The following is a 13,719-nucleotide window of genomic DNA, read 5'->3' on the forward strand; positions in this document are numbered from 1 at the left end:
CACGGGTAAAACACTAAGGAAAGTAAATGGAGCGGGTTGGCTGATCCACTGAGAGAACTCACGATTTGCCGATTATCAGCGTGACACGGATAAATAACGTGATCGAGAGCCCGAATCGAGTTGCCTTTCGCGGTCCGGTTAGCCAAATGGGTTTTAGCGCCTTTTTCTTTGGTGACTTTCTTTTTGGCGCGCCAAAAAGAAAGTTACGCGCCCGCGGGGGCGCACACCCCGCTTAACAAAAAAAACGATAAACAACAATTAACCAACCCGAAGCAAATAGACCAAAAACACCAAGCCAAAAAAAATCGGGACCCAGCCAATAAGCCAGACCCCGATCAAATACAAAACCCCAAAAACCAAATATCAGCTAAGTTCAGAAATAAACTTGGTATTCAAATACCCATCAAAACTCTCAACCCCTCCCTCACTCCCCATCCCGCTATCCTTGATCCCGCCAAACGGCGTCTCGGCCAACGCAATACCAAAGTGATTGATATTGACCATGCCAGATTCAAGGTTGCTCGACACATACCGCGCCGTCTTCAAAGACCCGGTAAATACGTAAGAAGCCAGCCCGAACGGCAAGCTATTTGCCCGCCGCAGCACATCATCCGTATCCGAGAAGCGCGTCACCGGCGCCACCGGTCCAAACGGCTCTTCAAACATGATCCGTGCAGTATCCGGCACGTCGGTCAACACCGTCAGCGGAAAGAAGTAGCCGCCCGAGCCGGTCATCGACTGGCCGCCCAGCGTCGCGGTCGCACCGCAGGCCAGGGCATCATCAACGAACTGCTGCATCGAACTGACGCGGCGCTCATGCGCCAGCGGCCCCATCCGGGTGTCGGCGTGCATGCCATCGCCAACCTGGATCTTTTCCAGCGCCGACACGAACACGGACAAAAAGCGGTCATACGCTTTTTCATGGACATAAAAGCGGCTCGGCGCCACGCAGACCTGCCCGGCATTGCGCGCCTTCAAACCAGCCAGCATCGTCGCGGCCTGGTCCACTTCGGCGTCGTCGAACACCAGCACAGGCGAATGGCCGCCCAGCTCCATCGTCACCCGCTTCATGTTGGCGCCGGCCAGCGCGGCCAGTTGCTTGCCAACCGGCACCGACCCGGTGAACGATACCTTGCGCACGATCGGTGAACTGACCAGGTGCTGCGATACTTCCGAAGGCACACCCCAGACCACGTTCAGGCAACCCGGTGGCAGGCCGGCGTCATGGAACAGGCGGGCCAAGGCCACCACCGCACTCGGCGAATCTTCCGGACCTTTCAGGATAATGGTGCAACCCGCGCCCAGCGCTGCAGCCATCTTGCGGATCGCCTGGTTGAACGGGAAATTCCACGGCGTGAACGCAACGCACACGCCGACCGGCTCGCGCACCGTGATCTGGCGCACATCCGGATTGCGCGGCGGGATCACGCGGCCGTAGATGCGGCGGCATTCTTCTGCGTGCCACTCGGCATGCTCGGCGCAGTTGGCCACTTCGGCCTTGGCTTCGGCCAGCGGCTTGCCCATGTCCATCGTGATGCCGCGCGCAATGTCGTCGCCACGCTCACGCGCCAGCTCGGCCACACGGCGCAATATCTTGGAACGCTCCATCGGCGAAACCCGGCGCCATTTTTCGAAGGCACGCTGTGCAGCGGCCAGCGCGCGGTCGAGATCCTGCTTGCTGGCGTGCGGCAGCTTGCCAATCGGCTTGCCGGTGGCCGGATTGAGGACGTCTTGCGTGACTTCGACGTCGGCCGCGGTGATGAACTTGCCGTCGATGTACATCGATAATTCTGGATACATTATTTCTCCATGTCAGGGGGTGGGTATCGGGAAAAGAGGGGCAGGGCGCGCCGCCAGCAGCAAGTTTCCTGCGCTTGGGTGACAAGGGGATCGTTCGCGGCGTGCGCCGGTGATGCTGCGGTCTCCTCGTCGGGTGGCGTCTGGTTCTGTGATCGCGTCCAATCTTTTGGGAAGCGCCAGTGTAGTCGATTCGCGGCAACACGGCACCTGCCGCGCCGCCAGAGGGTGCCGGGCCCGGTGCGTTTGCTTGGGCGCAATCGGGTGCCCCGGCGAGCGCATCAGCTGGCGCAGCCGCATCCGGCAGACAGGGACGGCACCCGGTAGACCGGCGCAAAGCCGCCGCCCGGGGTGCGGAAATTCGTGGTCTGGCCCTGGTACAGGCGGGCGGCCAACCACTGCGAGTGGCCGTCGTAGACATAGCTGCGCACATCGAACTTGAGTTGCTGGCCGCTGTCCTCACCGATGCTGCGCTCGCCGGGGGCCACCAGTTTCTGGGCGACGTAATCGCCGGCGAGAATGTCTTTCCACACGCGTGTGGTGATCTTGTCGCCGCGGTAGGCGGCGCGGCTGCCAAAGCCGGACGCCGGCTTGAAGAATAGCTGGCGGCGCTGGCTCCACAGCCGCTCGGCGTGCGCCGCTTGCACTATCTCGGTATGGGGAATGCCGTCCAGCAGGATCGCCACCTGCGCCGGCGCAACGCCGAGCGCGGCAAGCCGGACCGGATCGGTCAGCAAGGCCAGGTTGCGCTTGTTGGCATACAGCGCATGTGCAAACGGGTGCGGCGTCACCACGGCAAGATCGTCGGTCCATGCCGTGTGCAGCGCCTGGCTGGACGGATCGGCCAGCGCGAAATCGGTCAGGCGGTTGTAGGCAAGGTCGATGACGACCTCGCCCAGCATCAGGCGGCCGTCGATGACCTGCAAGCTGGCCGGGTCGGTGATGAAGGCGCGCAAGCCGGCCTGTTCGAACAGGCGCTGGAACAGCAGGAATTCCGGATACAGGTACTGGCTCTCGGGCTGCTGATCGACGATGGCGATGGTGCGCAGCGGTGCGCTGCGGCCAGCCAGTTGCCATTCCTGCCGGAACATGGCGACGATGGCTTGCTCGAATTGCAGGGAGAGATCGGTGCCGGGCAACATTTGCTCGACTTCAGCGCAGCAGGCGCGCTGGGCGCGCGCCAGCAGTGCATTGAGCATCGCACCGCCAGCATTCGTATTGATTTCAATCAGGCCGATTTCCTCGCCGCGCAAGTGGAAGTCGTAGCCGAGGAAGACACTGCGGGTGTGCTGCACATTGCGCAGCATGGCGCCGCCCGCTGCTTCGCCGCCGAGGATTGCGCTGCGCACGGCAGGCATGGCCAGCACCGCCTCGACGGTGCCAACCAGGCGCGCCATGCGGTCGATATGCGCCTGGCCGACGAAAACCGGGCGCGATGAAAACAAGTTTGGACAGCGTTCTTCGATCAGCTGGAAAACATCGACCGTCGCCGGGTCGCTGCGCATCGCGGCCTTCAGCGCCGCCTGGTCCAGCCCGATGCAGTAACAAGAAGCGTTCAGCGCCGCGGTAACATCCCTGGCCGCGGGTGCGGGCAGGGCGGGTTCGGTGGGGTCGAGCGGGGCGGCGTGGTTCATGTGAAAACCTGGATTGGCGAGCCCATGAGTATGCGCGAAAAACGCGCACCCCATCGCTCACCGCATTTCGTCCGCCCTTGCTGCGGCCTTAGCCCATGTCGTGCATGATCAATGCCGGATCCCATGCATGTACGGTCTGCTGTTGCACACCGAGTCCGGCGATGCCCAGCCGCATGGTGTCGCCCGGCTTCAGGTACACCGGCATCGGCTTGCGTCCCATTCCCACGCCAGGCGGCGTGCCGGTCGTGATCAGGTCGCCTGGATACAGGGTCATGAAACGGCTGATATAGCTGACCAGGTGCGCCACACCGAAAATCATGGTGCGCGTGCTGCCGTTCTGGCAGCGCTGTCCGTTGACTTCCAGCCACATGTCCAGCGCTTGCGGGTCGGGCACTTCGTCGGTCGTCACCAGCCACGGTCCGACCGGGCCGAAAGTGTCGCAACATTTGCCCTTGTCCCACTGGCCGCCAACCCGTTCGAGCTGGTATTCGCGTTCCGACACATCGTTGATCACGCAATAGCCGGCGACGTACTTGAGCGCGTCCTCTTCCTTGACGTAACGGGCGGTCTGTCCGATCACGATGCCGAGTTCGACTTCCCAGTCGCCCTTGACCGAACCCTGCGGCAGTACCACCGGGTCGTTGCAGCCGACGATGCAACTCGCGGCCTTCATGAACAGCACCGGTTCCGGCGGGATCGGCAGGCCGGCTTCGGCTGCATGGTCAGCGTAATTGAGCCCGACCGCCACGAACTTGCCCACGCCCTTGTACGGCGGCGCAATGCGTCCCGGCTGCGCGACCACTGGCAGGCTGTTGATATCGAGCGCCGCCAGCTTCTGCAGCGAGGCCGGCAACAGGGTGTCGGCCGTGATGTCGGCCAGCACGCCCGACAGGTCGCGTACCTGGCCGCTGGCATCGAGCAATGCCGGTTTTTCCTGGCCCATTGGCCCGTAACGCATCAGCTTCATTGTCTTTTCTCCCGTAACTGCTTGGCCTGGCTCAAGCGTAGTTGATGACCAGGTGTTTAATGTCGGACATTTCTTCCATCGCATACTTGGTGCCTTCGCGACCGAAGCCGGATTCCTTCCAGCCGCCGAAAGGCATGTTGTCGATGCGGTAGATCGGCACATCGTTGACCATCAGTCCGCCGACATCCCAATCTTCGATGGCCTGGAACGCACGCCGCACGTCATTGGTGAACATGCCGCCCTGCAGTCCGTATTTCGAATCGCCGGCGCGGGCAATGGCTTCTTCAAAGCTGTCGTAGCTGTTGACGGTCAGGACCGGGCCGAACACTTCCTCGTCCTCGACTTTCATGCCCTTTACGGTATTGGTCAGCACGGTCGGTTGCACGACTGCGCCCACCCGCGGTCCGCCATGCAGCATGACGGCGCCGGCGGCGACTGCGTCGTCGATCCAGCCCTGGATACGCAGGGCTGAACCCTGGTCGATCACCGGGCCGACATCGACGCCTTCTTGCATCGGGTCGCCGACCTTGCAGGCGCGTACCCGTTCAATCAGCTTGGCGGTGAATGCCTCGGCCACCGACTTTTGCACCAGGATGCGCTGCACGCCGATGCAGTACTGGCCGCCGTAGACCACGCCGCCGCGCACGCAGCGGGCCGCGGCCAGGTCGAGGTCGGCATCTTCGGCCACCACCACTGCGCCATTGCCGCCGAGTTCGAGCGCGACTTTCTTGCGACCGGCGATATCCTTGATATGCCAGCCGACCTTGGCGCTGCCGGTAAAACTGACCATCGCAAAACGCTCATCGCGCACCATGCTCTCAGCCAGCGGCACCGAACAGTGCAGGATTTCCAGCGCGCCGTCGGGCAGGCCGGCATCCTTCAGCAGCCGTTGCAGCAGCACCGAGGTCAGCGGCGTTTGCGGCGCCGGCTTGAGCACGACGCTATTGCCCACGGCAATCGCTGGCGCCACTTTATGCACCACCAGGTTGAGCGGGAAATTGAAAGGCGAAATGGCCAGGATCGGCCCGATCGGAAAGCGGCGCGAAATGCCGATGCGGCGGCGCATCCGGTTCAGGGCGTCGCTGTCGAGATCGGCCAGCGCAATCGGGCGGCCCTGGCTGTCGGTGGTCTGGTATTCGAATACGCCGGCATCCATGTCGAGCGGCACTTCTTCACCACCGAAACGACGCGCCTCTGCTGCTGCATTGGTCAGGTTGAAGATCGCGCGCGATACTTCGCCGCGGGCGTCGTACAGCGGCTTGCCGGCTTCGCCGGCAATGGTCGTGACGAATTCTTCACGCCGTTCCTTGAGCAGCTCGGCAGCCTTTAACAGGATGTCGGCGCGCACGAAGCGCGGCAGCTTGCGCATCTTCTGGAAGGCCGCCTGCGAACGCAGGATTGCGCTTTCAACTTCGGCGGCGTCGGCGACCGGCATTTCACCGATGACGCGGCCGTCGAAAGGGGAGAGGATTTTTTCTGTTTTCATTGCTGGTTATTTTCCGCTAACGGTTGCTGATGTCAGAGCGCGGCAGTCTTTTCGACGTACACGCCACGGCAGTCCATTTCATAATCCAGGCCGACAATCGGCGGACGATTGAAATGCCAGGTCAGGCCAGCTGCCATGACACCGTGCTGGACCAATTCTTGCGCCATGAACGGATGGATGTCGTACACGGTATAGAGCTGGCTGGCAGTGCAATCCTTCCAGCCAAAGCCCATTGCCGCCATGCGCCGTTCCATCTCGGCGATGACCCACTGCGCCTTGGCGCGCAGGCCGGTCGGGGACGTGTCGCCGGGCATGATGGCGTGGTCGGCGTAGCTGCCTTTTCCTTCCGGCGCTTCGCCGCTGCCGGCCACCACGAAAGACGGCGCCGCCGCAGCGTCCGGCACGGTGTAGCAAAAGGCATAGAAACTCGGCTCTTTCGGGCCGTTGAATTCAGGACAGACATTGCTACGCGCAACCGGATTGGTGACGCCGTCGAACACGCCCCATTTTTCCAGCGTGCCGACATACACCCGGTTGAAGGCGACGAAACCGGCTTCATCGAAGGGCGCTGGCGAGCGCAGTTCACACGCGCAGAATGCCGTCAGCGGACGGCCGGCGGCAGTGAGGATGGCGGCGATGCGCTCGAAGCCTTCAGCCAGCGGCACCGGCTGCTGGAAACGCACGCGCTCGATGCGATATCCCGGATCGGCGACAACGCCGGCAGAGTACTGGAAAACGCCCGGAATGTAGCGGTAGTTGCCGGGTGCGAACGGGAGAGTGCTGGACATGATGCGGCTTCCTTATCGGTGTCTGGACCAAAAAATCATCAGTAATTAAAACGGCAGGCGTGCTGCAGCCGGTGCCGGCCTAGGCGGCCAGCATGCCAAGGTAAGCCTGCCGGATTGCGGGGTCGTGCAGCATGGTGCTGCTGCTGCCGCCCTGGACCACGCGCCCCATATCCATTGCAAAGGCATGGGACGACAGTTCCAGCGCGGTGACCACGTCCTGCTCGACCACCAGCAGCGACAAACCGTCGCGGTTGAGTGCCTGCAAGGACTCGACCAACTGTTCCACCAGCAGCGGCGACAGGCCCAGGGACAGTTCGTCGATCATCAACAGCTTGGGCGCGCTCATCAGGCCGCGCCCGATTGCGCACATTTGTTGCTCGCCGCCGGACATGGTGCCGGCGGCCTGGGTGCGGCGTTCATACAGTTTGGGGAAGGTGGTGTAGACCTGGTCCAGGCTGCGCGCAATGGCGGCGCGCGGCTCGCGGCGGGCATAGGCGCCCATGAGCAGGTTGTCTTCCACATTCATCGGGCCAAACAGGCGGCGGCCTTCCGGCACATGGGCAATGCCATGCGCCAGGATCTGCGCCGGACTCTTGCCGCACAGATCCTCGCCGTTCCACAGGATCTTGCCTGCGCGCGGTGCGATCAGGCCTGACAGCGTGCGCATCAGCGTCGATTTGCCGGCGCCGTTGGAGCCGATCAGGGCCGTGATTTCACCTTGCTGCAGGGCCATGTCGATGCCCCACAGTACGGTGATCTCGCCATAGCCGGCCTGCAGGCCGCTGATTTCCAGCAAAGGGACCGGGTTCGTCATGGCTGCTCCGTTGTCGCCAGGTTGAGCTGTGCGTATTTTTTGCCCAGGTAGGCTTCCACCACGCGCGGGTCGTTCACCACGTCCAGCGGCAGTCCGTCTGCGATCAGTGCGCCGCTTTGCAGTACCACCACCCGGCTGCAGACATTCATCACCACTTTCATCAAGTGCTCGATCAGGACGATGGTGATGCCGCGTGCCGCCAGTTGCCGTATCAGTTGCATCGCATGTTCGATCTCGGCGGAGTTGAGTCCGGCATTGACTTCGTCGAGGAACAGGAGCTTCGGATTCATCGCCAGCGCCTTGGCCAGCTCCAGCCGCTTGCGCATGGCCAGGGTCAGGCTCGACGCATCCTGGCTGGCCTGTTTTTCAAGGCCGACGAAACGCAGGTGTTCTGCCGCCAGCAGGCGCGCCTTGGTCGGGCTCACGCCGCTTTGCGAAAACAGTGCAGCCGCGGCGACGTTGTCCAGCACGCTCAGGTCGGGAAATGGCTGCACGATCTGGAAAGTGCGGGCCAGTCCGATGCGCGCGGTCTGGTAGGGCGCCAGCTTGGTAATGTCGCGACCTTCGAAAATGACCCGGCCGGCGCTGGCCGTGTGTACACCGGTAATGACATTGACCAGCGTGGTCTTGCCGGCGCCGTTAGGGCCGATCAGCCCAAGTATTTCGCCGCGGCCGACGGTCAGGGTGAGGTCCTGCACTGCCTGCAAGCCACCGAAGCGGCGCGATACGTTTTCCAGTTTCAGTACTTCATCCATGGCGTGCTCCGATCATGCGGATGCGCTTGACCAGCGACATCAGGCCATTGGGCAGGAACAGCAGCAGCACCACCACCAGCAGGCCGAGCACGCCGGAATGGATTTCCAGGTAATTGCGCCACACCACTTCTTCAATCGCGAGGAAGGCGAATGCGCCCAGCACCGCGCCCGCCGGTGAACCCAGTCCGCCGAGCAGCGCCATCACGATCGGCTTGACCGACAGCAGCACATCGAACACGTCCGGCGGCTCGATGTAGTGCACCCAGGCGGCATACAGTACGCCGGCCATGGTCACGAACACACCGGAGAAAGCGAAGGCGCTGCTCTTGTACAGCGTGGCGTTCACGCCGATCATGTCGGCCGCCGCTTCGTTCTGCTTGATGCAGGACAGGCCAAAGCCGAGCTTGGAAACCTGTATGCGCCAGATCGCGACGAAGCTGACGATCAACAGCGCCCACATGGCCCAGAAGAAGAACGACGCCTCCGCCATCACGCTGTTGGAGCCGGTAACGGCCAGCGGAATGTTCAGGCCCATGCCGCCACCGGTCAGGTCGGTTGCGGTATTGGTCAGTTCGCGCAGCACTTCGGCCACTGCCAGGCTGGCAATGGCGAAATAGTGTCCGCGCAGCCGCAGCAGCACGATGCCCAGCAACATGGCGGCGATGAATGCCAGCGCACCGGATGCGCCGACTGCACCCAGCAGCGGCCAGCCCTTGTTGAGCAGCACGCCGCCGCAATAAGCGCCAAAGCCGAAGAAAGCGGCGGTGGCAAACGAGGGGTAACCGGCAAAGCCGCCAATCACCGTCCACGACACGGACATGATCGCGTACATGCAGGCGAAAGTGCCGATGCGCAGCGCGTAGGGGCTATCGAACAGCGGCAAGGCGCCCATCACCAGCATCAGCGCCAGCGCAGAAAAGAAGAGTGGCCGTTTCATTCGTATCCCCGCTTTCCCATCAATCCTTGTGGCCGGAAGATCAGGAACAGGATCAACAGGCTAAATGACAGCGTGACCGCATGCTCGGGACCGAAGGCCAGCGAGCCGAAGCTCTCCACCATGCCCAGGAACAGGCCGCCCACCACCGCGCCGGGCACGCTGCCCAGGCCGCCCAGCACGCACACGACGAAGGCCTTGCCGAGATAGGAGCCCGAAGCAATCGGTGAAATCGGAAAAATCATGGCCAGCAAGACGCCGGCGCAAGCCGCCATGGCAGCACCCAGGCCGAACGCCGTCGCATAAGTCGACGGCACATCCACGCCCATCAGGCGCGCCGCATCGCGGTCCATGCGCACCGCCACGATCGCGCGTCCCGCCTTCGATTGCCGCAGGACCAGGTACAGCGCGAGAGTCAGGACCAGCGCAAAGCCGGTCGCTACCAGCCGGTCGACCGGCACCACCAGCCCGCCGACAGACAGCGAACCCAGCGCCGGCTCAAGAATCAGGCGACGGTAGTCGGCCCGGAAGCCGACCAGCATCGCATTGTTGAGCATCAGGTCCAGGCCGAAGGTCAGCGTCAGCGTGACCAGTACTGGTGCCGCAATGACCCGGTTGAGCACGCCGCGCTGGATCGCGTAGCCAAAGGCAAAGCCCAATGGCGCTGCGAACAGGAGGGTAGTCCAGGGCGCCATGCCCAATCCATTGTAGGCGCCCCAGGCTAGATAAGACCCGAGCACGATGAACGATCCGTGCATCAGGTTGATGACATTGAGCACGCCCCACACCAGTGAGAAGCCCACCGCGATGCACGCGTACAGGCTGCCCAGTACGATGCCGTTGAGAATGACCTGGAGAAGAAGCATGCTCTGTCGCTCGCTTTACTTACTTCACGCCAAGCTTGAATTCAGCTTGTTTGATGGCAGGTGGGTGCACGACCATTGTCTTGCCGCCCTGGATCTGCATGACAGGCGGTTCCAGCGAGTTGATCTGGCCGTTGGCGCCGAACTTGACCGGACCCCAGAAAGTCATCACGTTCATTTTTGACAGTTCGTCGCGTACCTTGGTGCGATCCAGCGAGCCGGCTTTTTCAATTGCCATCTGGAACAGCACGCCGGAAACCGAAGCCGATGCCTGTGCATAGTCAGGATCGGACTTGTACTTTTCCCGGAACAGTTTGGTGTAGTTTTCAGCCGTGCTGAAAATGTCCACGCCCTTGTAGCGTGCCGCCATATGCCACCAGGCTGCGCTGCTGATGTTCTCGGCGCCCTTGCCGGCCGCCTCGATGAATTCCTTGTAAGCAGGGCCGGCGATCATGGTCACCACCGGGGCTTCCATCTTCTGGTCGGACATCTGCTTCTTGATCAGCACCAGGTCATTGATGTAGCCGGTCGCAAAAATCCAGTGCGGTGCTTGCGCCTTCATCTGCGACAGCGCCGACGAGTGATCCATCGTGTTGATCGCGTACTTCTCGAAGAACATCACTTCCAGGCCGGCGGCCTTGGCAGCTTTCTCCATTTCCTGTGCAATCGCCAGCGGGAACAGGTCATTGCGCGCCAGGATGGCGACCCGTTTCACGCCCGGCGCTTTTTCGCGCACGATCTTGACCAGCGGCGTGGTCAGCGTGTCGTTCGGCGTGAAGGTGCCGAACAGGTACTTGTAGCCTTGGTCATATACCTGGGGCGAGGAGGCGGTCGATGCAATCGTCGGCATCTGGTACTTCTCGGAGACCGTGCTGGCTGCCTTGGCGGCGCCCGATCCGAACGGGCTGAACAGGAAGTTCACTTTCTCTTGCGTGATCAGCTTTTCCGCAGCTTGCACTGCGCGCGGCGTGTTGGACTGATAGTCGGTGTAGACGATCTCGACTTTCATTTTCTTGCCGCCGACATTGATGCCGCCCTTCTTGTTGACCTGCTCGGCCCACAAGTCGTAGCCCTGTTGCTGCTTCAGGGCTTCCGGCGCCAATGGGCCGGTTTGGGGCAAGGGTGCACCGAAACGGATGGTTTGCTGGGCTTGTGCACCAAGCGGCGCCAGTGCTGGCAAGGCCAGGCAGGCCAGTGCGGACCAGTTACGAATACGATGGAAACGAGAGAGTGAGCCAGACATGCGTAGTCCCTTTCAAAAGGTCGACAGTGAGACAGCAACGGCGAAAGCGAAGTGGGCAACCCAACAGCAAGACGAGCTTCAACGGCGATGAGCGCCCAGCGATTCTAGCGCGCAGATGATTGTCTGAGGGCAATAGATTTTCGAGCGCAGCGTTCTATAAATCAGAACACTCTTGCGTGCAGCTCTGCCTTTCCGGCGACTGTGAACCTGATGGGCGCGGTGTTGCGCCGGCCTTCAGCGAGCGCGCGGCCGGCGCTTGGCCGCCATGCGTTCGGCCAGGTAATTCGCCAGGTGGTTGGCGGCAAGGGACAGTTTGCGGGTGCGGCTGGCGACCAGGGTGACGTGGCCGGACTTCAGCGAGGGCTCGTCCATCGACAGCCCGACCAGCGTGCCTTGCTTGATGCTGGGGGTCAGCAGATCGACCGGCAGGAAGCTGACATGCGTGCTGCTGCCGGTGACCAGCATCTGGGCGAATGCCAGCGTATTGGTTTCCACCATGCGCGACAGGCTCAGCTTGCGGGTTACGCAGACCCGGTCCACCAGTTGCCGGATCACGAAGGAACGGTCAGGCAGCACCACCGGATAGGGCGCAATGTCGGCCAGTGTGCAGCGGCTGCGGTGCGCCAGCGGGTGCGACGGCGAGACCACCGCATACAAGGGTTGCGGCATGCGCGCCAGTTCGACCAGGTCGGAGCGCGGGGCACTGCCAAACAGGACGCCAAGGTCGTAGCGGTGCTCGGCGACGGCCTCGGCCACAGCCTGCGAACCGATCGTGATCACGCCCATCGAAATGGCGGGATTGGCGTGGGAAAAGCCGTGGATCGCCTCTGGCATGAAGCTCGTCATCAAGCCTTCGACACAGGCAATTTCCGCATGGCCACGACGCAGGGTTTCATATTCCTGGATCATGCCGCGCAGCTCGTCGAAGCGGGTGCGCAGGTCGTTGGAGTACTGCAGCAGCAATTGCCCCGCTTCCGTGATCAGCATGCCGCGCGCATGGCGTTCGAACAGCGGGACGCCGAGTTCGGTTTCCAGCAAGGTGATCTGGCGGCTGACGGCGCTTTGGGCAACGAACATGCGCTCGGCCGCATGCCGTACTGAACCATGCGCGGCGACCTCGCGGAAGTAACGCAGGGCGAGCGGTTCCATGGCGGGTTTCCTTTTATATTTTTGGCGACTTGATTGTTGCCCTACAGGGTAACAAAACTTACTAGAATGACTGGATAGAAAAATATAAGGAGACCAGCATGCAGGCAGTACGCTTCCGCCATGCGGCATGGATGCCCGTGCGCGAACTGGCCAGCACGCCAGGCTCCGGGCATTGAGGGCCGCCAGATGCAGACTACCTATCGGTACCCGGTATTCCCGTACCGGCAGTCCGACGAGCAGCGCGATGGCACGGCCAGGCGTCATCCGGTGCTCATCATCGGCGCGGGTCCGGTTGGCCTGACGGCAGCGCTGGAATGTGCGCGGCAAGGCATTGCCGTGGTGGTGATCGACGACAACAATACGGTCAGCGTCGGCTCGCGCGCGGTGTGCTACGCCAAGCGGCCGCTGGAGATCTGGGATCGCCTGGGTGTGGGCGAGCAAATGGTCGCCAAGGGCATCAGCTGGAAAGTCGGCCGTGTGTTCTTCAAGGATGACCTGGTCTACAGCTTCGACCTGTTGCCGGAGGCCGGCCACAAGATGCCGGCGATGATCAATCTCCAGCAGTATTACCTGGAGCAATACCTGGTCGCCGCTTGCGATGCCTCGCCATTGGTCGACTTGCGCTGGAAGCACAAGCTGGCGGGCCTTGAGCAGGACGAGGATTTCGCTCGCCTCACGGTCGAGACGCCGGACGGCGTGTTCGTGATGCAGGCGCAATGGGTGATCGCCTGCGATGGCGCCAACAGCGATGCACGCCGGCTGGTCGGTGCGGATTTTCCCGGGCAGCTGTTCCAGGATCGCTTCCTGATCGCCGATGTGGTGATGAAGGCGAAGTTTCCGACCGAGCGCTGGTTCTGGTTCGATCCGCCCTTCCATCCCGGGCAGAGCGTGCTGCTGCACCGGCAGTCGGACGATGTCTGGCGCATCGATTTCCAGCTGGGATGGGATGCCGATCCGGTCGAAGCAAAGAAGCCGGAAAACGTGATTCCCCGCATCCAGGCCATGCTCGGCGCGGATGTTGCGTTTGAACTGGAGTGGGTGTCGGTGTACCAGTTTGCCTGCCGTCGCATTGAGGCATTCCGCAGCAAGCGGATCTTGTTCGCCGGCGATTCGGCCCACCAGGTGTCGCCATTTGGCGCACGCGGCGCCAACTCGGGCGTGCAGGATGCCGACAACCTGGTCTGGAAACTCAAGCTGGTGCTGGATGGCGCGGCGCCAGACACATTGCTCGACACCTACCATCAGGAACGTGCGCTGGCGGCCGACGACAACGTGTGCAATTCAACCCG

Annotated in this window: 12 protein-coding genes; 1 reads left to right on the forward strand and 11 read right to left on the reverse strand. The window is 62.2% G+C overall.

Annotated features, from left to right (window positions below):
• Positions 1–363: 363 nt before the first annotated feature.
• The 11 genes from Q7T64_RS17400 to Q7T64_RS17450 form a co-directional block, all read right to left on the reverse strand.
• Positions 364–1,800 (reverse strand): NAD-dependent succinate-semialdehyde dehydrogenase, encoded by a 1,437-nt coding sequence (locus tag Q7T64_RS17400; RefSeq protein ID WP_304798395.1) that lies wholly within the window; start codon positions 1,798–1,800, stop codon positions 364–366.
• Positions 1,801–2,078: 278 nt separating this feature from the next.
• Positions 2,079–3,431, reverse strand: coding sequence for a hypothetical protein (locus tag Q7T64_RS17405; protein WP_304798400.1), 1,353 nt, complete (start codon positions 3,429–3,431; stop codon positions 2,079–2,081).
• 88 nt (positions 3,432–3,519) lie between these two features.
• The gene (locus Q7T64_RS17410) at positions 3,520–4,398 is read right to left on the reverse strand and encodes a fumarylacetoacetate hydrolase family protein (RefSeq protein ID WP_304798405.1); all 879 of its coding nucleotides are present in this window, start codon (positions 4,396–4,398) and stop codon (positions 3,520–3,522) included.
• Positions 4,399–4,429: 31 nt separating this feature from the next.
• Entirely contained in the window at positions 4,430–5,884 is a 1,455-nt protein-coding gene (locus Q7T64_RS17415; protein WP_304798410.1) for an aldehyde dehydrogenase family protein, read from the reverse strand.
• Between the two features lie 32 nt (positions 5,885–5,916).
• The gene (locus Q7T64_RS17420) at positions 5,917–6,672 is read right to left on the reverse strand and encodes a hypothetical protein (protein ID WP_304798415.1); all 756 of its coding nucleotides are present in this window, start codon (positions 6,670–6,672) and stop codon (positions 5,917–5,919) included.
• A gap of 79 nt (positions 6,673–6,751) precedes the next feature.
• Positions 6,752–7,486 (reverse strand): ABC transporter ATP-binding protein, encoded by a 735-nt coding sequence (locus Q7T64_RS17425; RefSeq protein WP_304798419.1) that lies wholly within the window; start codon positions 7,484–7,486, stop codon positions 6,752–6,754.
• Positions 7,483–8,241, reverse strand: coding sequence for an ABC transporter ATP-binding protein (locus Q7T64_RS17430; RefSeq protein ID WP_304798424.1), 759 nt, complete (start codon positions 8,239–8,241; stop codon positions 7,483–7,485). The genes Q7T64_RS17425 and Q7T64_RS17430 overlap by 4 nt, the downstream gene beginning before the upstream one ends.
• A complete protein-coding gene (locus Q7T64_RS17435; protein WP_304798428.1) occupies positions 8,234–9,178 on the reverse strand; it encodes a branched-chain amino acid ABC transporter permease in 945 nt (314 codons plus the stop codon). Before Q7T64_RS17435 ends, Q7T64_RS17430 begins: the two co-directional genes overlap by 8 nt.
• A complete protein-coding gene (locus Q7T64_RS17440; RefSeq protein WP_304798433.1) occupies positions 9,175–10,041 on the reverse strand; it encodes a branched-chain amino acid ABC transporter permease in 867 nt (288 codons plus the stop codon). The genes Q7T64_RS17435 and Q7T64_RS17440 overlap by 4 nt, the downstream gene beginning before the upstream one ends.
• A gap of 19 nt (positions 10,042–10,060) precedes the next feature.
• Complete coding sequence (locus Q7T64_RS17445) at positions 10,061–11,281, reverse strand: amino acid ABC transporter substrate-binding protein (protein WP_304798436.1); 1,221 nt, start codon at positions 11,279–11,281, stop codon at positions 10,061–10,063.
• A gap of 234 nt (positions 11,282–11,515) precedes the next feature.
• Positions 11,516–12,430 (reverse strand): LysR family transcriptional regulator, encoded by a 915-nt coding sequence (locus Q7T64_RS17450; RefSeq protein ID WP_304798439.1) that lies wholly within the window; start codon positions 12,428–12,430, stop codon positions 11,516–11,518.
• A gap of 186 nt (positions 12,431–12,616) precedes the next feature.
• On the opposite strand from Q7T64_RS17450, the gene Q7T64_RS17455 reads away from it, so the two are divergent.
• Positions 12,617–13,719 (forward strand): FAD-dependent monooxygenase (locus Q7T64_RS17455; protein WP_304798443.1); only part of this gene is annotated, 1,103 nt, incomplete at its 3' end.

This window comes from Lacisediminimonas sp. (genome assembly GCF_030645335.1).
Classification (GTDB): domain Bacteria; phylum Pseudomonadota; class Gammaproteobacteria; order Burkholderiales; family Burkholderiaceae_D; genus Lacisediminimonas.